Below are 20860 nucleotides of genomic sequence, written 5' to 3'. Positions count from 1 at the left end.
GTCATGTACCAGCATTACTTCGGGTTGCGCGAGATGCCATTTTCGCTCACGCCCGACACACAGTTCTTTTTCGACAGCGCCGCCCACCGGGCGGTGCTCAATACCGTGTTGCTGGCGCTTCGGCACAGCGAAGGCTTTATTAAAATTGTTGGGGAAGTGGGCACCGGCAAAACCCTGCTTTGTCGAAAGTTGCTGGCGAGCCTGGGCGATGAATTCATTACCGCCTATATTCCCAACCCTTACCTGACACCGGATGAGTTGAAAAGCTTCCTGGCGCAGGAGATCGGGGTCGAGCCGGCTCCCGATATGCCAGCCTACCAGTTGCTTAATGAAGTTTACCGCCGTCTGGTGGAACTGGCGGCGCAGAAACGCCGAGTGGTTCTCGTGGTGGATGAAGCCCAGGCCATGCCCCGGGAAACCATAGAAGCGCTCAGGCTGCTCACCAATTTGGAAACCGAGAAAAACAAGCTCTTGCAAGTGGTGTTGCTCGGCCAGCCCGAGCTGGACGAAGTGCTTAACCGCAGTGACCTGCGTCAGCTCAAGCAACGCATTGTGTTTTCCGAAACTCTGGGCACCATCGACCGGCGCACCTTGGGCGATTACCTCGACTACCGCTTGCAGTCAGCGGGCTACCGCGGGCGCTCCTTGTTTTCGCGCGGCGCGGTTCGTTTGCTCCACCGCGCCTCCGGCGGCGTTCCTCGGCTGATCAATATTCTTGCCCACAAGTCCTTACTCGTGGGTTACGGCCAGGGCCAGGCCCAGGTGGGCCGTGCTCAGGTGGCCCGAGCGGTCAAAGACACCACCGAAAGCCGCACCCTCGGGCGCTGGCTGGCAAACCATTGGTTGTGGGTCATGCCTCTGATGATCGTCGGCCTCGGTGGCCTCACCGCCGGCTGGTGGTGGACAGCCATGAGCGTTGGGGGACAGCCATGAGCTTGATGAACGATATGCTTAAGGATCTCGATCGCCGGGGCGCACGCGGTGATCATGACCCCCTCGGGGATCACCACCGAGCGACTCGTTCGGTCTCCATCATGCCCGCCGTGATGGCGGGCGGCGTCGTGATTCTGATTGTGGTCATTGCCACACTTTGGTGGTGGCCTGAGTCGCGCGAGCCGTCCCCCTCGGCCGCCGCCTCTTCGGCATCGTCCTCCGCGCCCACTCAGGTGGCGACAACGCCGGTCAAGCGGGCAACCGCCGAGGCGTCAGTCGAGAAACCGGAAGTTCAAGCCGTTGAACCCCTTCTCCATGAGCCCAGTCGCTCGGAGCCGACCATGGCAGAGGACGGGGCAACGTCAGAAGAAGCGGCAACGCCAGAAGCGAGTGCCGCGAAGGCGGAGCTTATTGCAAACTTATTGGAGTCGGCCCGCACCGCCCGAGCGCGGGACCGTCTGACACGGCCAGTGAGTGATAACGCCTATGAATACTATCAACAAGTGCTGGCCATGGAACCTGACCAGCCCGAGGCGCTGGCGGGGCTGGCGGCCATCGCCCAGCGGTATCGAGAGCTGGCCGAGGCGGCCATGGACCGGGAGGCCCTGACAAAGGCCCGGCAATTTTTGCAGCGGGCCCGCTCCGTTCGCCCGGGCGTCGAAGGCATTCAGGCCAGTGAAGCGCGCCTGGCATCGTTGGCGGAGGCGTCGGCGAAGGCGCTGGCGAATGTGCCGGCCGAGCCCAAGTCCGCCGCTGAACCGGCAACGGCCCAGTCGTCTCTGTCAGTGCGCCCCGACCCCGCCTCGGTGGACCGAAACCGTGCGAGTCAGGCCGAGCGCTGGTGGTCCCAGGGCGATGTTAAGCGGGCGCGCTCGCTCTTGGAAAAGACGCTTCGGGAGTGGTCGTTTGAAGGCACGGTGCCGGTGCAAAGCATCGGGGTATTGTTCGATGTGTACCTGAGCGCTGAGGAGCTGACCCGCGCGCAACAGCTGCTTGCCGACCACCCCCTACCGGCGGAGGAGACGCTCTACCGTCGCGCTCAGCTCGCGCTGGCGACCGGGCAGACGGAGAAGGCGCTGAGCTTACTGGAGTCCGGGGCCGAAGAGGCGGCGCGGCACGAGCCGTACCGGGCGCTTATGGCTCGCCTATACTATGAGCAGAAGCGGTTTACCGAGGCGGCGAATCACTACCAGGCTCTGCTAACGGACATGGGCGAGCGCCCGGCGTACTGGCTGGGGCTGGGGCTGGCCAAGGATGCGCAAGACGATGACCCGGCGGCACTGAACGCCTTCAGCCAAGCGCTGGAAAGTGGTGGCTATCGCAATGATGCCGCCGTGCAGGAATACCTGCACAACCGCGTCAATGCCCTGAGACGGCGAATACAGACACAGGAATCCTGAACTATGTCGGAACCGCAATCCAATCCGCGCAAACGTATCCGCATTGGGGATTTGCTGGTCAGTCAGCAGATGATCACCGACGATCAGCTCAAGCACGCGCTCCAGGAGCAAAAGCTCACCGGCCGCAAGCTGGGCAACACCTTGGTGGATCTCGGTTACGTCGATGAAAGTACGCTGCTTAACCTGTTGTCTGAACAGCTCAACATTCCCTTTGTCGAGCTTAAGCAGTTCCGTTTTGATCGGGATCTGATTCAGCGCCTGCCGGAAACCAGTGCTCGGCGCTACCGGGTGATCCCCCTGCGCGAGGACTCGGACGGCCTGCTGGTGGGCATGGCCGACCCCACCGACATTTTTTGCCTGGACGATTTGGCCCGCCAACTGAAGCAACCGCTGAAGCCGGCGGTGGTGCGGGAGTCCGAACTGTTGGACGTACTCGACATCGCCTACAGCCAAGCCAGTGAAATCGCCTCACTGGCCGAAGAGCTGGATGAAGAGCTCGAAAGCTCCGCCATTGACCTGACGGATTTCGCGGCGGAAGCGACTGATAGCGACGCGCCGGTGGTCAAGCTGCTGCAGAAAATTTTTGAGGAAGCCATCTCCGCCAAGGCCTCGGATATTCATATCGAGCCCGATGAAACCGTGCTGCGCATTCGTAACCGGATCGACGGTGTGTTGCTTGAGCAGGTGATGAACGAAAAACGCATCGCCCCGGCGCTGGTGGTTCGCCTGAAGCTGATGTCCGGGCTGGACATTTCCGAGAAGCGTAAACCCCAAGACGGGCGCTTTAACCTCAAGGTTAAAGGTCGCAACATTGATGTGCGCCTGTCCACCATGCCGGTTCAGTTTGGCGAGTCGGTGGTCATGCGACTGTTGGATCATACCGAAGGGGTCTTGCCTCTGGGGCGAGTGGGCATGCCATCGAATTTGGTGGATCGTTTCCGCCGAATCATTACTCGCCCTCACGGCCTGGTGTTGGTTACCGGACCCACCGGTAGCGGTAAAACCACCACGCTATACGGGGCCCTGTCCGAGCTGAACAAGCCGGAGAAAAAAATCATCACCGTGGAGGACCCGGTGGAGTACCGGCTGCCTCGTATTAACCAGGTACAGCTACACGAACGCATCGGCCTGACCTTCGGCAGTGTGCTTCGAGCCGCCCTGCGTCAGGACCCGGACATCCTGCTGGTGGGCGAGATTCGTGATGCCGAGTCCGCCGAAATTGCCTTGCGCGCGGCCATGACCGGCCATATGGTGCTCTCCACGCTGCACACCAACGACGCGTTGACCTCACCGCTTCGTTTGATTGACATGGGCGTGGACGGCTACTTGGTGGCGACGGCATTGAAAGCCATTGTCGCTCAGCGGTTACTGCGGAAAATCTGTTCAAGCTGCATTGAGGATCACACCCCCGATGCCAGTGAACAACAGCTGCTGGCGGCGATCGGCCACGGCCACAACCTCGAGCACGCGCAATTCAAGCGGGGCGCGGGGTGCCCGCACTGCCACAATACAGGGTATCGCGGTCGAATCGGCGTGTTTGAGTTGTTGGAAATCAACAACGCCATGGCCGAAGCGCTACGCGACAACAGCCTCAACGCCTTTACCCGGGCGGCGCAGGCCAGCCCCCACTACCGCCCCCTAAGCCACGCCGCTCTGGACTATGCCATCGAAGGGCTGTCGACCCTGGAGGAAGTGATGAAAGTATCGGCGCAAATTGAAGATGATGCGGAGATAATCTAACCGCCATGGCGACCTACCAGTTTCGAGGACGCAACGCCGAAGGCCGGTTGGTAACCGGCCAGCTAGAGGCGGCCAGTGCCGACGCCGTTGCCGGGCAGTTGTCCGGGCGAGGCGTCACGCCGCTGGCTATTGAGCCTTATGAGTACAAGGCCAGCCTCTCGGAGCGTCTCCAAGCCTGGCACAACAGCGGCAAAGTGGAAACGGTGGACTTGATCATGTTCTGCCGTCAGATGTACACCATCACCCGTGCAGGCGTTCCATTGGTGCGCGGCATACGAGGCTTGGCGGCCAACCTTCGAAACGTCACCTTTCGCGAGACGCTAGAGGATATCGCCGACCGGTTGGAAGCCGGCCTTGAGCTGTCCGTGGCGATGCGTCACCACCCGAAGGTGTTTGACAACCTGTTCGTCAGTATCGTCAGCGTGGGGGAGGACAGCGGCTCGCTGGAAGATGCCTTTAAACAACTTGGCGAGTATATTGAGCGCGACCAGGAAACCATTAAGAACATCAAGGCGGCCTTGCGCTATCCGACTTTCGTTCTGGTCGCCCTGGCGATTGCCATTTTGGTTATCAACATCAAGGTGATCCCGGCCTTCGGCAACATGTTCGCCCAGTTCGGCGCCGAGTTGCCGCTGCCCACCCGAATACTGATCGGTGTGTCCGACTTTTTTGTCGACTTCTGGCCGTATTTACTGTTTATTACCGTCGGGGTTTTCTTTGGGCTGAGACACTATATTGCCACTGACGAAGGCGCCCGCTGGTGGGGCCGAAAGAAACTGGGCCTGCCTGTGATTGGCGACATTATCGAACGGGCCTCCATGGCGCGCTACGCTCGCTCCTTTAGCGTGATGCTGCGGGCCGGCCTGCCGGTCAACCGCGCGCTGGACCTGTGCGCCCGCGCTATTGACAACCCCTACCTGGGCGACAAAATTCGGGAAATCCGGGCGGGGGTCGAGCGCGGCGAGGGCCTGTTCCAGACGCACATGACCAGTGGTATGTTTACGCCGCTGGTATTGCAAATGATCGCCGTCGGGGAGGAAAGCGGGCAGGTGGACCAGCTGCTTGCCGAAGTGGCCGAGTTTTACGAGCGTGAAGTGGACTATGACACCAAGCGCCTCAGCGACCGAATTGAGCCTATTATGATTGTGATCATGGCCAGCTTTGTATTGATCCTGGCGCTGGGCATCTTTCTTCCCATGTGGGAAATGTATAACATCCAACAGTGACTCTATGGCCGGACGGAATGCGCGCGTATTTGAATGGCTGTTGTTGATCATCGTGATCGGCGTCATCGTCATGATGGCCGTGGGCGTTTACACCCGAATGGCGGCCGATGTGCAAAAGCTGAGTTTCAAGCTGGCCGCCCAGAATTTTGAAACGGCCGTATCCGGCGTCAGAGCCCAATGGTACGTGCAACAAAGCCAGGGAAATGTTGACTACACTGTAAGTGTGTATGAACAGTTACCTATCGCCCCGGGCGAAGGGCAGGGCACGCGCCCTGTGACAGTCTACTTGAACCGACAGGGCTGGCCGGTTAACACCGCCTCCACCGCGACGGCTCAGGACGGCACCCTGGAAACCTGGGAATGTATGGAACTTTGGAGCGGACTTTTTTATGGAGCGCCTTCAATTCGGAGTGAAGGTCAAGAGTCGAGCGGAAATGCGGTCTACAGTGTCTCGTCTGTAGTTGTGGAAGGCGACCAGGCATGCCGCTACCGTCATTTGGTTGACGGGCCGATTCGGCAGTATTTTGACTACCTGCCTCGCCATGGCAGTGTAACCGTCAATTCGTCACCGAAATGACGAAAATAATTAGGAAATTTGTTGGCATGGATGTTGAATTAAACTATAGTTAGGTGTGATCAGGCGCCAATTTCGGCCTCATCGGGGCGGCGACTTTGCAGCACTTTTAATAATTGAACTCACCACACTGATGGAGTTGATACTTATGAAACAACAGTCCGGTTTTACATTGATTGAATTGATCGCGGTTATCGTGATCCTGGGGATTATTGCCGCCGTCGCCGTGCCCCGGTTTGTGGATTTGTCCGCTGCCGCGGAAGAAGCCGCCGTAGAAGGTGTCGCTGGCAGTCTTGCGAGTGCAAGCTCCCTTAATTATGCAGCTTCTGTGGCGGCCGATGCAGGCTTGGCTAATGCGCCCACGCCCACCAACGTCACTGATTGCAACGAGGTAGGTCCCTTGTTGGAAGGCGGCCTGCCGGCAAATTATTTCATTCCTTCTGCTGCAGTGGGTGATGGTGCAACTGTTCAGTGCACAGTCGGTTTTGACGATAATGGTGCCGTTGATGCGAATAAGCCGACTGCCACCTTCACTGCCTACGGTGTGCAATAACGCGCGGCAGAGCACAAGGGGAAGGGGTTAAGCACTAAGGCAGTTGGCGCAAAGCGAGTATTCCTGTAGCTTGAGGCTGATTGCCCTAGTGCCGATTATCGGTTTGGCTATAATACAAGGCTTTTCCGCTAATGTGAGAAGCAGTGAGGGCTCAACAACAGGGCCCTTCATTGTTTTTCACGGAACGGTTTCTCCTTCATCACCTTATACGCGTTGATTTATCAATGGCGACAAGCAACCGTGGAGTGACATTACGAGCCCAGCGTGGCTTTAGCTTAATTGAGCTAATAGCGGTTATCATTGTTCTGGGCATTATCAGCGTAGTTGCGCTCCCTCGCTTCTACAGCACCGATGTCGCCGCCGTGCAGTCCGCCCGCGATCAAACTCTGACGGCCTTTTCTACTGCCCAACAGCTCGCTATGGCGCGCGCCAGCGACGCCAATCCCATTCAAATTACGGTTTCCGCAAATAGTCTTAACGTGACGGAAAACGGCAACTCGGTCACGGCCACCGGCAGCCCCTATCCCATCACGCTCCCCCAAGGAGTGACCATAACCGGCGGTACCGGCAGTTACGCTTTTGACAAATTGGGCCGAACCTCCGAAGGACAGTTGGTGATTGCCCGTGGTTCCACCTCAGCCACCATTAATGTAGAGGCCAGTGGTTATGCCTATACGCCGTAGCCCTACAATGGCCTCGCAAAGAGGCGTTACTCTGATAGAGCTGATCGTTTTTATCACGGTCGTGGCTTTGGCGATGGGAGCCTTGCTTAGTGTCTACCAGCACTCCGTGGTGAACAGCGTGGACCCGGTCGTTCGCGTCCGTCTGCTGGAGGCGGCTCAGTCCCAGCTGGACGAGGTTCTCGCGCAGCCCTACGATGCCAACACCCCCGCCGGCGGCGTGCCCGCCTGTGGCAGCACGGTTCCAGCGGCCCGCCCGCCGGCCCCTGTCTGCGCGGATGCGGGGGGTGTCAGTAGCTTCGACGGCTATTCCGATTCGCCTTACGTCGGCTATCAGCGGCAAGTGAACGTGGAACTGGCGGGCACCGAGCTGGGCTTGCCCAACAATGCTTGGGCAAAGCGCATCACTGTGGTCGCGACCGCCCCGGACGGGCAATCACTGACTCTCTCCGCCTACCGGACCAATTTCTGATGATGGTCTGTCGGAGCGAGCGCGGGTTTTCCTTGATCGAGCTGATTACCGTGGTGGTGGTGCTGGCCGTCATAGCGACCATCGGCTCGGGCTTTATTGTGACCGCCACGGAGAGCTATCAGCAGACCCAGACCCGGGCGGGCTTGGTGAATACCGCCCGCGCCGCTCTGGAGCGAATGACTCGCCAACTGCGCGGGGCCATGCCTTATAGTGTACGCATTACCAACAGCGGCAGCTGCGTGGAGTTTATGCCGGTGGCCGGCGGTGGTTACTATCGCAACCCGGTCCCGGACCAGTCCAACCAGGCGCCAGCGCACGCGTCCATCGCCACGGCGCCCCACAGTGTTGATTTCGGTTCCGCGGATTTCCTCACCATTGGGGCCATGAGCAGCGATGAGCTTTATGGCGGCAGCCCGGTCTCGCTGGCGTCGGTCTCCAGTCGCACGGCGACGTCCGTCGACTTCCCCAGCCGCCGGTGGCAGCGCAACTCAATCGGCCAGCGTTTCTTTCTGCTTAATCCACCAGAGGGGTTTTGTTTGTTTGGCGGGGAGCTTCGCTTTTACCCGAACCAGGATCGCACCGCCGCTGGCATAGACGTCACTTCGGATTACGACCTCCTGGCCAGAGGCGCCCAGGCCGTGGGCGCGCCTTTTTCGCTCTCTGCGGCAAGCGACAGCCGTAATGTATTGGTGCGCCTAAATATTGCCTTTGCGGAAGGGGGTGAATCGCTCGCCTTTGAACAGGAGGTGTTGATTCGCAATGTCCCCTAATCGGAACCGCTCACCGTCCGCACTGCCCGCCGCGCAGCAAGGTTTCCTGTTGCCGGTGGCCATGTTCATCGTCGTGGTAATGGGACTCGCCGCCCTGGCCCTTTGGCGCACCACCAGCCAGAGCTCCGTGGCGAGCGTCCAGGAACTGCTCACCGTGCAGGCACTGTACGCGGCTGAAAGTGGCCTCCAGTCGGGGTTGAGTGAGCTGTTTTACCCCAGTGCCTCGTCCCGCCCGGCGGTGGATAGTCGCTGCACGAGCTTAAGCCAGTCCCTGGACTTTTCCGGCATCTCCGGGCTTAACCTGTGCTCCTCCGAGGTAAGCTGCGAGCTGCTGGAGCCGGGTATCTACCGGGTGGAAGCCAGTGGCGCCTGTGGTACGGGGGCGACCCGCGCCGTGCGGGAGCTGCGGGTTCAGGCCCGCTTTTGATCATGCGCAACGAGTGTTGGAATCCGTTCAATGAACGCAATCACCGATAAACAAGCCTGGATAAGACACGCGCGTTGGCTAGCGGTCATCCTGCTCGCCAGCTGGGCATCGCCGGCTTGGTCCGCCGCCTGCGATGCGGTGTTTACCAATGGTGTGCAGAGTCATTCGTCTGGCGGCAGCATCAATGCCAATTTTCAAACTCAGGTTACGGGGGGTGGAAGCGAACTGGATACTCCTTTGCTGACGACCGGAAATCAAGTGACCTGCGGAGGAAGCAGTTGTACGGCAAGTGGCTCCCCGGCTGCCACCGGAAGCCCTGATTTTGTGAGGGGAAGTGGGGTCGATGGTGGGGTCAACGCCGCTGGACCTAAAGGGGGTGTCACCACTGTGAGTGAAGGTGACTACTCAACGATTTCAGTGAGGCAGGAACGTGTGTTGAATTTCAGCACCACTGGCGGGACCTATCTGATGGAAAGCCTGACCAGTAACTACCAATCGGAAGTCCAGTTTAGTGCTGGGGACTATTGGATCGCTGGGGATATGACTATCGGTCAGGAAACGGAGTTGGTAGTGGTAAGCGGTGGCACGGTTCGAATTTTTGTTGATGGCGATGTCAGCATTGGTTATGCAGCGAGGTCCTCTGGTTTCAATCCTGAGCAGTTATTGATCTATGCCACCGGCAACATCACTTTTGCCGATCAGGTGCAAATGGCGGGGTTTCTCTACGCGGGCAGTCAGTTTCAGAGCGGTTTTCAATCCAGTGTCGTGGGCGCGGTATCTGGGGGGACAGTAAACTTGGCCAATGAAACCTCAATCGACTATCCGAGCGGAGTCCTCGATGGTGTTGAGTTTGCGCCTTTTTGCCGGACAGGCCCCCCGAAGCCGGTGTCCTACTGGCGCATGGACGAAACGCTTTGGAACGGCACGGCCGGCGAAGTGCAGGATACGAGCGGCAACGGCAATCATGGCACCGCTCAGGGTGATGCCAGTACGGATAATTCGACCCCTGCCATTGCGGGCGATCCCGGCTCTTGTGGATACGGCCAGTTTGACGGCAGCGGTGACTACATTTCGGTGCCGGGGCTGTCAAATACGCTCAACGCCACCGCTTCGCTTGCCTTTTGGATTCGAACCTCGCAGGTGGGCAGCGACACCGCCTGGCAGGCGCCGGGGGTGGCCGGCGTGGAAGAGGCCGGTGGGACCGACGATATTTTTTGGGGTTGGCTCGATAGCCAGGGCCGTATCGGCGTGTCTATTGCCAACGATAACTCCACGAAGTCCCTGGCTTCAATTAATGACGGCAGTTGGCACCATGTGGTGCTGACACGCGATCATCAGGCGGGCGAGTTTCGTATCTATATAGACGGGGCTCTCGACAATAATGGCAGTATTGCCACTGGTGTGATTGGCAATGGTTATGACCGTATTGGCAGCATCATGGATACGGGAGGCACTCACGAATACTTGGATGGTCAGCTGGACGAAGTTCGCGTTTATGACGGCGTTCTGGGACTGGATGACGTTCAACAAATTTTTGGCGCCACTCATCCCTGCCCCGATGTGATCTGCCCAAACGCCACCGCCGAGCCCGGCCTAATGGGCAATTACTACAACACGCAGGACCTGGACAGCGTGCGCGACAGCCCTCCCACCGCCACTCGCGTGGATGGGCCCATTGCGTTTACCTGGAACGGCGATGACGGTCCCACAGTGCTAGGGCAGGGCAGTGATTTTTCCATCCTATGGAACGGAAAATTGTTGGTGAGCCAGTCGGGCGACTATGAATTTACCGTAGTGTCGGACGATGGCGTTCGGTTGCTGCTGGACGGACAAACTCTAATCGACGAATGGTACGACCACGACGATCAGGCCTTCAACTCGGCTCCCCAACCTTTGGCAGCCGGTCAGGTCTACGACCTACAATTGGAATATTACGAAAACCAGGGCGATGCGGATATCGAATTGTACTGGTCGCGCCCCGGTGGCGGGTCCCCCATGAACCAGCAACTGATTCCGGCCGGAAACGTTGAGGGTACCGCCCCCGGCCTCTACCACTGCCCGCAAACCGCCGTGGCTTACTACACGGTGGAACATGGCACTATTGGTCTGACCTGCGAAGCCCAGCTTGTCACTGTCACGGCCCGCGACAGTAATGGCGACGCCATGGTCCCACAGGCCGGCACCGAAATTGAATTCAGAGTCGTTCCCGCTGGCTCCGGTGCCAGTTGGGTCGGTGGCAATTTCTATACCTTCTCCGGAGTGGAGTCGTTTGTAGAGCGCTATCTGACCCACACCGAACCGACCACCGTCACTCCCGAAGTGCTGGAAACCACCGGCAGTGCTTCGGGTGTGGGAGCGGAGATAAACTTCGTCGACCAGGCCCTGCGTTTTTACGGCAATCGTAATGTTGACCCGCTAAATCCCCCACCGGTGCCCACCCAAGTCGCGGGGCGGCGCGACCCGGACCCGACGCTTCGGGTGGTCCGCACGGACGACGAAACCGGCGCTTGTGAGGCGGCGGTAACCAACCAGAACAGATCGGTGGACTTGGCTTTCGAGTGCCGCAACCCTACCCAATGTATTGCCGGCCAGACGCTGACGCTAAACGACCAAGCCGTAACGGCCAACAACCGCGATGCCGCTTTGGCCTACACGTCGGTCTCTTTGTCGTTCGACAACGACGGCTTCGCCTCCATCCCTCTGGAGTATTCGGACGTGGGCCAAGTGCGCTTGCATGGCCGAGTGGAGGTGCCGGTGGAAAATGACCCGAACCGGGTGGATACCGTCTCGGGCGACAGCAACGAGTTCATTGTCAGGCCATACACCTTGGCCGTAACGGCGGTAAGGGACGGTGCCGGGGCCGATGCCCCGGGCTGGGGGACAAATGCGGGACAGGACCCCCAGAGCGAGGGTTTTGTTGCCGCTGGCGAAACCTTCTCGGTCACTGTCGAAGCGCGTAACGAGCGCGACCAGCTCACGCCCAACTTCGGCAACGAAACCACCCCCGAAAGCGTGCAACTCGCCACACCGCCCGCGCTGGTTTATCCCGCCGGCGGAGATACCGGCACCCTGGCCAATGCCCTGAGCTTCTCCCGCACCGGACCGGGCCAGCTAACCGCCGATACCCTGACTTGGGATAACGTCGGGGCCATTGCCTTGACCCCCCAACTCGATGGCGACGGCTATCAAGGAACGGGCGCTTTGGTTACCACCTCCCAGAGTGATGCCATAGGGCGTTTCTACCCCTGGGACTATGCGGCCACCGCCAGCGACAGCGTCGATACCTGCAGCAGTTTTAGCTACCTTCAACAGCCCGCGGTGGGGTTGAGCGTGACGGTAGTGGCGCGCAATTTAGGCGGCAACAACGTCAGCAACTACGACAATACCGACTTGGCCTACCAGCAAGTGGCCGCACCGGCGGCGACCGGCCACGTGGCGGAAAACGCCGGCAGCGGCAACGGCGACGTTTTTAACGGACGGGTGCAAGCGACCTTTGACGGGGAGTGGGACGACGGCACGGGACAGTTCGATACCAACACCGCCATGCTACGAAGAGCCAGCCAACCCGACGGCCCCTGGCCATCCCTGCGCATCGGCCTGACTGCTCTGTCCGACCCCGACAACCGCCCGCTCACAGGCTATGACATGAACGCCGACACCACGGGAGACTGCACGGCCTCGAACGACTGCAACGCCGTAGCGTTGGGCGATACCCTAGAGCTTCGTTTCGGTCGTCTGAAACTGGAAAACGCCTTCGGCCCCGAAGTTCTCAACCTGCCCGCGCCGTTCTACACCGAATACTGGAACGGAACCGAATTCATCCGCAACGCGGACGACAGCTGCACCCGCATTCCCCGTAGCGCCATCACCTACGAACCCACCGGAACCCTCACCGACGACAGCAACCGCACCGTCCCCATTGGCAGCGGCACCACCACCGGCCAATACGACAACCTCGACGCTGTCGGCGTCAACATCAACAACAGCTACAGCGGCCAAACCTTCACCGCCCCCGGAGAAGGCAACACGGGCTCCTTCGACATCCTCGTCAACCTAACCGACCGACCTTGGTTAATATTCGACTGGAACCGGGACGGCGACCACAACAACGACATCAACATGCCCCCGGCCAACATCGGCTTCGGCTCCTACCGAGGCCACGACAGAATTATCTACTGGAGAGAAGTACTGGAATAGAAGCGTGAGCGTGATGCAGCTGCTGAAGCGAAGGGAGCGGGGATGCCCTTCTCAAACCCTCTCTTCAGGGATGAAGAGAGGGAGCTACAGGGACGTATCTATCGCGTTTTGAGAAGGGCATCCCCGCTCCCTTCGCTGGACGTTCTGGAGGAAATACACAGGATTCTACTCGCCATCCTCCTCCAACCGAATATCAATAGCCAACTCATCCGCAATCGAATCCATCTCATCGTACAACTCATCCATATTCACCGACTCCGGCACCTCAATCACCCCATTCGCCTGAAACATCGGCTCCCCCGACCAAGGCATACTCGAATAATCCGTCTCAAGCTCCCCCAAATTAATTTGGCGCCGAGCAAACGCCTGAGCAATCTCACGCACAATCCCCGACCGGTCCGGGCCCGCCACCGTAAAGCGCAACGCCCGGAACGCCGGCCGCTCCTCCGCCTCGGCCGACTCCACCACCAGCTTAAAACCCTGAGCACCGAGCGCCTCAAGCGCCTTCGTTAGCGGCTCGCGCTGCGCCTGAGGCACCGCAACCTGTACAATACCCGCAAACTTCCCGGCCAGGTGAGACAGACGGCTCTCCAGCCAGTTACCCTCATACTCCTGGATAATCTGGGCCAACCGCTCCACAATGCCGGGTTTATCGTCGCTGATTAGCGTCAGAATCAAATAGTGTTGCATTGTTATCATCCATTTCAGACGTGTAATGCCGACATTGTGACCCAAGCACCCACAAAAGCAAATACCGACACCCCCGAGCACCGACAACCACCAAAGAGACACCATGATCATTCCCCACGAACAACTCTCCGACTCCGCCCTGCGGGGCCTGATGGAAGAATTTATCACCCGTGAAGGCACCGACTACGGCTGGGAAGAAACCAGCCTGGAGCGAAAGGTCGAACAGGTGCGCCGGCAAATAGAGCAGGGCGATGTGGTCATCGTATTCGACCCCGCCACCGAGTCCGTCACCCTGCTCACCCAGCGTGAGGCGCGGGACCTGGACAATGATTGAGTGGCTGAAAAATACCCCCGAGCAGCCCGCCGCTCGGCTGGTGCTCGCCCATGGGGCCGGAGCGCCCATGGACAGTGATTTTATGAACGTCATGGCCACGGGGCTGTGCGAGCGGGGTATCGACCTTTGGCGGTTCGAGTTTCCCTACATGGCCGAACGTCGCCGCACGGGCAAGAAACGCCCGCCCGATCGTCAGCCCATCCTTCTGGAGTGTTGGCAAACCGCCATCGAAGAGGCGGCCGGGGACCTTCCGCTGTTGATTGGCGGGAAATCCATGGGCGGCCGTATGGCCAGCCTGGCCTCGCAAACGCCGGGGGTGGCCGGTCTGGTTTGCCTGGGCTACCCCTTCCACCCTCCGGGCAAGCCGGAAAAAACCCGGCTCGAGCCCCTGCAAAACCTCACGGTGCCGGCACTGATCGTGCAGGGCACTCGCGACCCCCTGGGTGGAAAGGAGGAAGTGGCCGAATACGACTTGCCCCCGTCACTGGACTGGCTTTGGCTGGACGATGGCGACCACGACTTCAAACCCCGGGTCAAATCCGGCCACCGCCAGAGCGAACACTGGCAGAGCGCCCTCGACACAGTGGGGCGGTGGAGCCTTCAGCGGATAGGGGATCTTCACAAATTGGGAGACAATCAATGAACCATCTGTTTTTGCACTGCCGAGCCGGCTTCGAAAAGGAGTGCGCCGCGGAGATCCAGGAGCTCGCCACCGCCGTCGGGGTGTATGGCTTTGTTAAAGCCAAGGCCGACCAAGCGTACGTGATCTACGTTACCCACGAGCCCGAGGGCGCGTTGGAGCTGGTTCAGCGCCTGTACTTTATGGACCTGATTTTTACCCGCCAGTGGTTTGTGACCGGGCCGCCCCGCCGGGACTTGCCTCCGGAGAACCGGGTGGGGCCGCTGATGGAACTGGCCGCTGAACTGCCCCCGACCCGCTCGCTGGTGATTGAAACGCTGGACACCAACGAGGGCAAGGAACTGTCCACCCTCGGAAAAAAACTGACGCCGCCGCTGTTATCCGCCCTGAAAAAGCAAAAGCTGATGGACCCTGCCAGCCCCTGGCAGTTGCACCTGATGTTGTTGTCAGGCCAGTGCATGTACCTGGGCATCAGTCCGGTCAATAACCGAGCCGCTTGGCCCATGGGAATACCGCGCCTGCGCCAACCCAAAGGGGCGCCGAGCCGGGCGACGTTGAAGCTTGAGGAAGCTTGGCACCACTTTGTGCCGGCCCACGAGTGGGACGCCCGCCTCGGTGGCGGCCAAAAAGCGGTGGACTTGGGCGCGGCCCCCGGCGGCTGGACCTGGCAGCTGGTGCGGCGCGGCATGTTCGTGGAGGCCGTGGATAACGGCCCCATGGCGGAGGCGCTGATGGAGTCCGGACAGGTCACCCACTGCCGGGAGGACGGTTTTACCTTTGAGCCCAAAAAACCGGTGGACTGGCTGGTGTGTGATATTGCCGACAAACCGGCGAGGGTGGCTAACCTGATCGCCCACTGGGGCAGCCATGGTTGGTGCCGGGAGGCGGTGTTTAACTTAAAGCTGCCCATGAAGCAGCGCTACGCCGAAGTGGCGAGGTTGCGCGAGCGCATTGAGCAACAGTGTGCGGACGCCGGGTTGAGCGTGGACCTGGCCTTCAAACAGCTGTACCACGACCGTGAAGAGGTAACCGGCCACTTGGTGCGGTTGCGGTAACGCCGCCGGGTACTTTCTTCGTCCTTCTTTCTTCTTCCGCTTACGGGCGCCGTCTTTAGAGGCGCTCCTTACTCCACCGGGTTTTTGTCCAGCAGGGTTATTTTCTCAAAATCCGCCAGCGTGGGGTTAAGCTGGTTCATCACCTCGTAGCGTTCGTCGCTGTAGTACCAGCGTTTCCAGTCGTGCAGCGAACGCCACTTGGACAGAAGATAATGGTGGTTGGGGCGCTGTAGGTCGCGAAGCGTTTCCCCCGTTAGAAATCCCTCGGCTTCGTAAGCCGATTTCAAAGCTTTGCGAGCGGCGATTTCGTAAGTGCTTTCCATCCCATCGGCGATGTGGCGTTCAACGAGCACGTAGATCATGAAGCGTTCCGGTTGTAATGACAGTCTCAATCAGAAGGGGGTATTTTAGCGTTGATTGCATAGCGCGTCTAATGCCACCGCTCCGGCGGGTTATCCGTGCGCTGTAAAATCCACTCCGCCAGGGCGACCCACTCGTCCAGCAACTCATGGAGCAATGCCACCCGTTCGGGATGGCGCTGCGGGGTGCTGACTGCCTGCTGGCCCAGCACAGTCAGCGCCGCCAGAATTTCTCCCACCGTTTGGGCGTGCAGGCTGGCCAGCAGGGCAGTGTTCAATTGGAGCTCCTCATTGGCTTGTGTCGAAGGGGGCGGGCGGTCGGCGCCGAGGTATTCCAGAGCATGCTGTATGGCGAAAGCCAAGTTCGGGTTATCATGACGCAATAAGTGGGACGTAAGAACCAGCGCCGTCGGGGTAAGGGCGGCGTGGGCGTGGGACTGACTGGGCGACGACATAGGGTAACCCCTGTAAGCTACGACTCTTGTTCAGCCTTCCTGCCATAGGACTTCCTACTTATCAGTCTAGCAATCAGTGGCGGTTTTTACCGGCGATTGCGTCAATAATTCTATGGGTAACCCATTAACTGTGAGATGCGACCGGATGTCAGAGCCTGAGACGACCCCCTGGAAAATTGGCAAGCAGTTGGATGCGCGCGGCTTGGTATGCCCCGAGCCGGTGATGCTCCTGCACCGGGCGGTGCGGGAGGTTGAAGCCGGAGAGGTCATTGAGATGTTGGCGACCGACCCATCCACCACCCGGGATGTTCCCAAATTCTGTCAGTTTCTGGGTCATGAGCTGGTGGAGGAACGTCGCCGGGAGGACGAGTATCACTACTACATCCGCAAAAGCGAGTAACGCGGGCGTTGTCAGTTGGGAAAAGGGCGCCCTCCAGCACCCGCGGGGCGGGCGCCGAAGCGTTTGATGGCGCTGCGCAAATGGTGGGCGGTTAGTTAGTAGCCGTCCACCAGCAGAGAGATCGCCGCGAGCGCCTCCGGGTCTTCCGCCTTGATCTTGTTGGCGATCTGATGCTGGAAAAAGTACCGGAACTGGTCGCTGGTCTGCGCCGGATACAAGCAGTCGTCACCGGGCAGTACGGGCGTGCTGACGATTTTGTTCATATCCGTGAGCATGCCGTAGACGCTGCCGTCGTGAAGCAGCCGCCAGCTGATCACCTCCACCAGGTGCAGCTTGTTGGACTCTTCAGTGGCAAGCACCGCGTGAGTGCCGATGGTATCGGGCAGCTCCTGCACCACATCGTCTTCGTTCTCGCACTGCAGCTCGTAATATTCGGCCGCGGTTTCCAGCTCGATGACCTTGTGCATGGGGGCGTCGAAAAACACGTCGTCAATGCCAGGGTCGTAATAGCCCTCCCACTGACCGTTAAGGGGGTCACAAATATCCGGGCAGGCCACGATATCGTTGAGCCAGGGGACCAGCCCCACTACCTCACCGTTGGCACGCAGGCCCCAGCAAAGTACTTTCAGGCTAAACAGGCGATCGTCGCTGGTATCATTGGAATACAGCATTTCCAGCCCATCCAGCTCGGGGGCGAGTCGAATGAAGCGCTGATCATGCAGCTCGGAGAGAGATTTTCCCGTGAAGAGATCGACCACATTTTCCGTGTTGTGGCGTGACTGTGAGGTCTTCATAATACACCTCCTGGCTGAGGCTGGGGCTAACGACGCTAGCCCAGGAGACACGGATGGTGGGGTTCCCGAAACGCGGGATACGCAAAATACTCCGCCATCTGTTTCTAAAGTATAGGTTATAAACCGAAAGCACAACACTTGGTAAGAAAAATCTTTGCGCTCACCAGCTTCTGTTGAGTGGTGTGCCTTTTAGGAGTTGCATGTTGACCGAAGTTGGCAACACAAACCGGCACGATTGTCGAGACTTAGTCCGGTTGTTTGACCAAACGTTCCTTAAAAGCCATTTGACCCGGCTGCGCGGGGGCGCTTTGGAGCCATTGTACCGGCCGGCGAGCGACGCCAGCTCGGGGGAGGGCGCCGCGAGCGACGTCCATTGTATCTGGTTTACCCGGGACTATTTCGCCAGCGCCCTGCACGAGGTGGCCCACTGGTGCGTGGCCGGCCACGAGCGGCGCCAGCGGGAGGATTACGGCTACTGGTACGCCCCCGACGGCCGCACCGAGGCCGAGCAGGCCCTGTTCGAGCGGGTGGAGGTGCGCCCGCAAGCGTTGGAGTGGCTGTTTTCTCGGGCCGCGGGTTGGCGCTTTCGGCCCAGCGCCGATAACTTGGCCGCCAACCAGGGGCCGAGCGAATCTTTCAAACAGGCCATCCACGCCCAGGTGCTTCGGTTTTGCCGGGAGGGCGTGAGTGAGCGGGTACGGGCGTTTCTGGAAGCGCTGGTGAGCTTCTACGGCACCGCCGCCAACGTGGAGGCCCTACTGGATGAGCGCCACTTCAGCTGGGATGAGGTGGCATGAACCCCATTTGCCTGATTGACGCCTCCATTTACATTTTCCGCTACTATTTCTCCCTGCCGGATCACTGGTTTAGCCGGGAGGAGGGCTACGGTACGGGCGCGGTGTACGGCTACAGCACGTTTTTGCTGCGGCTAATGGAAGAGTCCCGCCCCACCCATTTGGCGGCCTGCTACGACGAGAGCCTGGGGCAGTGCTTTCGCAACGACCTCTACCCGGATTACAAAATCAGCCGCGCTCACCCGGACGAGGCCTTGGCGTTTCAGCTGCTGGCCTGCCGGCGCTTTGGGGAAATTCTGGGCATTGCCAGCTTTGCCAGCCCCACCCACGAGGCGGATGATCTGATCGGCACCCTGGCCCGCTCCCTGCGTCGCAGCCCCCGCCCGGTGGCGATCCTGACTCGGGATAAAGATTTGGGCCAACTTTTGAGCCGCCCCCAGGACTACCTGTGGGACCACGCGGCCGACCGCCGTGCTTATGCACCGGATGTGGAGGCCAAGCTGGGGGTGCGGCCGGATCAGTTGGTGGATTATCTGGCGCTGGTGGGGGACAGTATTGACGATATTCCCGGCGTGCCCGGGGTCGGGCCGAAGACGGCGTCGGCGCTGTTGCGGCATTTCGGCTCTTTGGAGGCGCTGCGAGCGGATTTGTCCGCTGTGGCGTCGTTGCCCATTCGTGGTGCCAGAACGTTGGCGGCGAAGCTGGAGGCGGCGTGGGAGCAGGTGGAAGTTTCCCGGCAGTTGGCCCGTATTGTGGATGATTTGCCGCTGGGGGTTACACTGGCGGACTTGAAGTTCGGCCCGGTGGATTGGTGGGCGTTGGAGGAGTTTGCCGATGAAATGGGATTTGGCGCTGGGTTTCTGAGTCGAGCCAGTCGGGTTCTCGAGGGCTATTGAAGCTGGTGCTGGCGTCGCGTCCGACCCGAGGTAGGGCGTACCCCTTGGAAACCGGCGATGAACTGTTTCCCACCCAATTCAACCAAATCGAGGCGTAGGGTATGGTAAGGCGTTAGCCGCCACCTACCATTCATTCCCACCCGTCGCACCTCGTCGCATTGCTATGGCTTTTGTGGCAGGTGGCGGCTGACGCCTTACCGTGTCCTACACAAAAACGGTCTATGCAGAAAAACCAAACAAAACGGAAGAAAAGAATGCGAATCGTAGCTGACGAAAACATCCCCCTGGTCAATGAATGCTTCGGCGACCTGGGCGAAATCATCCGCCTGCCCGGGCGAAATATGACCAACGAGGATCTCCAGGGCGCCGACGCGCTGCTGGTGCGCTCCGTCACCCAGGTTAACGCCGAGTTGCTCCAGGGCACTCCTGTGAGGTTTGTGGGCACTTGCACCATCGGCATCGACCATCTCGATACTGCCTATTTCGACAACCAAGGCATCACCTGGGTCAGCGCCCCCGGGTCCAACGCCAACTCCGTGGTGGAATACGTTTACGCTGCGCTGGCCCACCTCAATGTCGACTGGAAGGGGAAGCGGGTCGGCATTATCGGTTGCGGCAATGTCGGAGGGCGGCTGTATCGCCGCCTAAAGGCCCAGGGCGTTGAATGCCGCGTATACGACCCCTTCCTCTCCACGGAGCAGATTCCCGAGCTGACGTCCCTTACCGACGTATTGGGCAGCGATATCGTTTGCATGCACACGCCTTTAACTCGGTCGGGCCCGCACCCGAGCGTGCACTTGCTGGGGGCGGAGCAGCTCAAGCAGCTCAAGCCCGGCGCCGTGTTGCTGAATGCCGGTCGTGGGCCGGTCATCGATAATCAGGCTTTGCTGAACCACCTGGAGAGCGGGGCGGATCTGAAAGTGGTGCTGGATGTGTGGGAGCCGGAGCCGGACATTTCTCGTCCGCTGCTGGAGAAAGTCGCCCTGGGCAGCCCCCACATCGCCGGTTACAGCTATGACGGCAAGATGCAGGGAACGTTTATGATTTACGAGGCGTTGTGTCGGCATCTGGGGCGAACGCCGGAGAAAGACCTGAGTGCATTGCGCCCCTCGGTGGCCGACCCCCAGCGGCACTGGGCCGGTGGTGAGCCCTGGCCGGCCATTCAGCGGCTGGTTCCGCAGGTGTATGACATCACCGAAGACGACCGACAACTGCGCGAGCTGGCCGAGCGCGCGGACCGAGGTGAGGCGGATTTTGCCAAAGGCTTTGATCGACTGCGCAAGGAATACCCCAAGCGTCGGGAGTTTGGGAATTATCGCGTCACTGGGGATTACTCCGAAGAGGCTCGAGTGCGTCTGGAGGCCCTTGGGTTTCGGGTGAAGTAGCTATTCGGCGGATGCGCCTTCCGGCTTATCCGTATATGGTCTCCTCCCCGTTTGCAAGGTCTCAGTGCTCGATGTCAGGGACAGGT

The 20860-nt window shown here is 59.7% G+C and carries 22 protein-coding genes; 18 read left to right on the top strand and 4 right to left on the bottom strand.

Annotation, left to right across the window (positions count from 1 at the left end):
* The first annotated feature begins 3 nt into the window (after positions 1-3).
* From AAE514_RS07680 to AAE514_RS07630, 11 genes are all read left to right on the top strand, one after another.
* The gene (locus tag AAE514_RS07680; RefSeq protein ID WP_347330949.1) at positions 4-933 is read left to right on the top strand and encodes an ExeA family protein; all 930 of its coding nucleotides are present in this window, start codon (positions 4-6) and stop codon (positions 931-933) included.
* The gene (locus tag AAE514_RS07675) at positions 930-2333 is read left to right on the top strand and encodes a hypothetical protein (RefSeq protein ID WP_347330948.1); all 1404 of its coding nucleotides are present in this window, start codon (positions 930-932) and stop codon (positions 2331-2333) included. The genes AAE514_RS07680 and AAE514_RS07675 overlap by 4 nt, the downstream gene beginning before the upstream one ends.
* Before the next feature lie 3 nt (positions 2334-2336).
* Positions 2337-4073, top strand: coding sequence for a GspE/PulE family protein (locus tag AAE514_RS07670; RefSeq protein WP_347330947.1), 1737 nt, complete (start codon positions 2337-2339; stop codon positions 4071-4073).
* A 5-nt stretch (positions 4074-4078) separates the two neighbouring features.
* Entirely contained in the window at positions 4079-5299 is a 1221-nt protein-coding gene (locus AAE514_RS07665; protein WP_347330946.1) for a type II secretion system F family protein, read from the top strand.
* Between the two features lie 4 nt (positions 5300-5303).
* Entirely contained in the window at positions 5304-5876 is a 573-nt protein-coding gene (locus tag AAE514_RS07660) for a hypothetical protein (RefSeq protein ID WP_347330945.1), read from the top strand.
* 145 nt (positions 5877-6021) lie between these two features.
* Positions 6022-6426: a prepilin-type N-terminal cleavage/methylation domain-containing protein gene (locus AAE514_RS07655; RefSeq protein WP_347330944.1), complete on the top strand. Its 405-nt coding sequence runs from the start codon at positions 6022-6024 to the stop codon at positions 6424-6426.
* Between the two features lie 245 nt (positions 6427-6671).
* Positions 6672-7109 (top strand): prepilin-type N-terminal cleavage/methylation domain-containing protein, encoded by a 438-nt coding sequence (locus AAE514_RS07650; protein ID WP_347330943.1) that lies wholly within the window; start codon positions 6672-6674, stop codon positions 7107-7109.
* Positions 7110-7116: 7 nt separating this feature from the next.
* Complete coding sequence (locus AAE514_RS07645; RefSeq protein WP_347330942.1) at positions 7117-7578, top strand: prepilin-type N-terminal cleavage/methylation domain-containing protein; 462 nt, start codon at positions 7117-7119, stop codon at positions 7576-7578.
* Positions 7578-8348 carry a PulJ/GspJ family protein gene (locus tag AAE514_RS07640; RefSeq protein WP_347330941.1) on the top strand — a complete coding sequence of 257 codons (771 nt, stop codon included), beginning with the start codon at positions 7578-7580 and terminating at the stop codon, positions 8346-8348. The genes AAE514_RS07645 and AAE514_RS07640 overlap by 1 nt, the downstream gene beginning before the upstream one ends.
* The gene (locus AAE514_RS07635) at positions 8338-8775 is read left to right on the top strand and encodes an MSHA biogenesis protein MshP (protein ID WP_347330940.1); all 438 of its coding nucleotides are present in this window, start codon (positions 8338-8340) and stop codon (positions 8773-8775) included. The genes AAE514_RS07640 and AAE514_RS07635 overlap by 11 nt, the downstream gene beginning before the upstream one ends.
* A gap of 30 nt (positions 8776-8805) precedes the next feature.
* The gene (locus AAE514_RS07630; protein ID WP_347330939.1) at positions 8806-12972 is read left to right on the top strand and encodes a DUF6701 domain-containing protein; all 4167 of its coding nucleotides are present in this window, start codon (positions 8806-8808) and stop codon (positions 12970-12972) included.
* 165 nt (positions 12973-13137) lie between these two features.
* Here AAE514_RS07630 and AAE514_RS07625 read toward each other — a convergent pair whose 3' ends face one another.
* Positions 13138-13662, bottom strand: a complete 525-nt coding sequence (locus tag AAE514_RS07625) for a glycine cleavage system transcriptional repressor (protein ID WP_347330938.1) — start codon at positions 13660-13662, stop codon at positions 13138-13140.
* A 103-nt stretch (positions 13663-13765) separates the two neighbouring features.
* On the opposite strand from AAE514_RS07625, the gene AAE514_RS07620 reads away from it, so the two are divergent.
* From AAE514_RS07620 to rlmM, 3 genes are read left to right on the top strand one after another with little or no spacing between them, the layout of a single operon-like run.
* Positions 13766-13996 (top strand): YheU family protein, encoded by a 231-nt coding sequence (locus tag AAE514_RS07620; RefSeq protein WP_347330937.1) that lies wholly within the window; start codon positions 13766-13768, stop codon positions 13994-13996.
* A complete protein-coding gene (locus AAE514_RS07615) occupies positions 13989-14639 on the top strand; it encodes an alpha/beta family hydrolase (protein ID WP_347330936.1) in 651 nt (216 codons plus the stop codon). The genes AAE514_RS07620 and AAE514_RS07615 overlap by 8 nt, the downstream gene beginning before the upstream one ends.
* A complete protein-coding gene (gene rlmM / locus AAE514_RS07610; protein WP_347330935.1) occupies positions 14636-15691 on the top strand; it encodes a 23S rRNA (cytidine(2498)-2'-O)-methyltransferase RlmM in 1056 nt (351 codons plus the stop codon). Before AAE514_RS07615 ends, rlmM begins: the two co-directional genes overlap by 4 nt.
* Positions 15692-15759: 68 nt before the next feature.
* On the opposite strand, the gene AAE514_RS07605 is transcribed toward rlmM, so the two are convergent.
* Together AAE514_RS07605 and AAE514_RS07600 are read right to left on the bottom strand one after the other, a co-directional pair.
* A complete protein-coding gene (locus tag AAE514_RS07605; RefSeq protein WP_347330934.1) occupies positions 15760-16053 on the bottom strand; it encodes an antibiotic biosynthesis monooxygenase family protein in 294 nt (97 codons plus the stop codon).
* A 68-nt stretch (positions 16054-16121) separates the two neighbouring features.
* Positions 16122-16505 carry a hypothetical protein gene (locus tag AAE514_RS07600; protein ID WP_347330933.1) on the bottom strand — a complete coding sequence of 128 codons (384 nt, stop codon included), beginning with the start codon at positions 16503-16505 and terminating at the stop codon, positions 16122-16124.
* A gap of 145 nt (positions 16506-16650) precedes the next feature.
* On the opposite strand from AAE514_RS07600, the gene tusA reads away from it, so the two are divergent.
* A complete protein-coding gene (tusA, locus tag AAE514_RS07595) occupies positions 16651-16905 on the top strand; it encodes a sulfurtransferase TusA (RefSeq protein ID WP_347330932.1) in 255 nt (84 codons plus the stop codon).
* A gap of 95 nt (positions 16906-17000) precedes the next feature.
* On the opposite strand, the gene AAE514_RS07590 is transcribed toward tusA, so the two are convergent.
* Entirely contained in the window at positions 17001-17699 is a 699-nt protein-coding gene (locus tag AAE514_RS07590) for a hypothetical protein (protein ID WP_347330931.1), read from the bottom strand.
* A 200-nt stretch (positions 17700-17899) separates the two neighbouring features.
* Between AAE514_RS07590 and AAE514_RS07585 the strand changes: the two genes are divergently transcribed.
* From AAE514_RS07585 to AAE514_RS07575, 3 genes are all read left to right on the top strand, one after another.
* Entirely contained in the window at positions 17900-18496 is a 597-nt protein-coding gene (locus AAE514_RS07585; RefSeq protein WP_347330930.1) for an elongation factor P hydroxylase, read from the top strand.
* Positions 18493-19389 (top strand): 5'-3' exonuclease, encoded by an 897-nt coding sequence (locus tag AAE514_RS07580; protein ID WP_347330929.1) that lies wholly within the window; start codon positions 18493-18495, stop codon positions 19387-19389. The genes AAE514_RS07585 and AAE514_RS07580 overlap by 4 nt, the downstream gene beginning before the upstream one ends.
* 254 nt (positions 19390-19643) lie before the next feature.
* Positions 19644-20774, top strand: a complete 1131-nt coding sequence (locus AAE514_RS07575) for a 4-phosphoerythronate dehydrogenase (protein WP_347330928.1) — start codon at positions 19644-19646, stop codon at positions 20772-20774.
* Positions 20775-20860 lie beyond the last annotated feature (86 nt).

Origin of the sequence: Marinimicrobium locisalis, assembly GCF_039822625.1 — a bacterium.
Lineage (GTDB): Bacteria > Pseudomonadota > Gammaproteobacteria > Pseudomonadales > Cellvibrionaceae > Marinimicrobium > Marinimicrobium locisalis.
The sequence above is the reverse complement of the archived record's forward strand: the minus strand, read 5'-3'. Positions and strand labels throughout refer to the sequence as shown.

Coding starts and splice junctions, on each gene's coding strand:
- AAE514_RS07680 (WP_347330949.1), top strand. CDS start 4: ATGTACCAGCATTACTTCGGGTTGCGCGAGATGCCATTTTCGCTCACG.
- AAE514_RS07675 (WP_347330948.1), top strand. CDS start 930: ATGAGCTTGATGAACGATATGCTTAAGGATCTCGATCGCCGGGGCGCA.
- AAE514_RS07670 (WP_347330947.1), top strand. CDS start 2,337: ATGTCGGAACCGCAATCCAATCCGCGCAAACGTATCCGCATTGGGGAT.
- AAE514_RS07665 (WP_347330946.1), top strand. CDS start 4,079: ATGGCGACCTACCAGTTTCGAGGACGCAACGCCGAAGGCCGGTTGGTA.
- AAE514_RS07660 (WP_347330945.1), top strand. CDS start 5,304: ATGGCCGGACGGAATGCGCGCGTATTTGAATGGCTGTTGTTGATCATC.
- AAE514_RS07655 (WP_347330944.1), top strand. CDS start 6,022: ATGAAACAACAGTCCGGTTTTACATTGATTGAATTGATCGCGGTTATC.
- AAE514_RS07645 (WP_347330942.1), top strand. CDS start 7,117: ATGGCCTCGCAAAGAGGCGTTACTCTGATAGAGCTGATCGTTTTTATC.
- AAE514_RS07640 (WP_347330941.1), top strand. CDS start 7,578: ATGATGGTCTGTCGGAGCGAGCGCGGGTTTTCCTTGATCGAGCTGATT.
- AAE514_RS07635 (WP_347330940.1), top strand. CDS start 8,338: ATGTCCCCTAATCGGAACCGCTCACCGTCCGCACTGCCCGCCGCGCAG.
- AAE514_RS07630 (WP_347330939.1), top strand. CDS start 8,806: ATGAACGCAATCACCGATAAACAAGCCTGGATAAGACACGCGCGTTGG.
- AAE514_RS07625 (WP_347330938.1), bottom strand. CDS start 13,662: ATGCAACACTATTTGATTCTGACGCTAATCAGCGACGATAAACCCGGC.
- AAE514_RS07620 (WP_347330937.1), top strand. CDS start 13,766: ATGATCATTCCCCACGAACAACTCTCCGACTCCGCCCTGCGGGGCCTG.
- AAE514_RS07615 (WP_347330936.1), top strand. CDS start 13,989: ATGATTGAGTGGCTGAAAAATACCCCCGAGCAGCCCGCCGCTCGGCTG.
- rlmM (WP_347330935.1), top strand. CDS start 14,636: ATGAACCATCTGTTTTTGCACTGCCGAGCCGGCTTCGAAAAGGAGTGC.
- AAE514_RS07605 (WP_347330934.1), bottom strand. CDS start 16,053: ATGATCTACGTGCTCGTTGAACGCCACATCGCCGATGGGATGGAAAGC.
- AAE514_RS07600 (WP_347330933.1), bottom strand. CDS start 16,505: ATGTCGTCGCCCAGTCAGTCCCACGCCCACGCCGCCCTTACCCCGACG.
- tusA (WP_347330932.1), top strand. CDS start 16,651: ATGTCAGAGCCTGAGACGACCCCCTGGAAAATTGGCAAGCAGTTGGAT.
- AAE514_RS07590 (WP_347330931.1), bottom strand. CDS start 17,699: ATGAAGACCTCACAGTCACGCCACAACACGGAAAATGTGGTCGATCTC.
- AAE514_RS07585 (WP_347330930.1), top strand. CDS start 17,900: ATGTTGACCGAAGTTGGCAACACAAACCGGCACGATTGTCGAGACTTA.
- AAE514_RS07580 (WP_347330929.1), top strand. CDS start 18,493: ATGAACCCCATTTGCCTGATTGACGCCTCCATTTACATTTTCCGCTAC.
- AAE514_RS07575 (WP_347330928.1), top strand. CDS start 19,644: ATGCGAATCGTAGCTGACGAAAACATCCCCCTGGTCAATGAATGCTTC.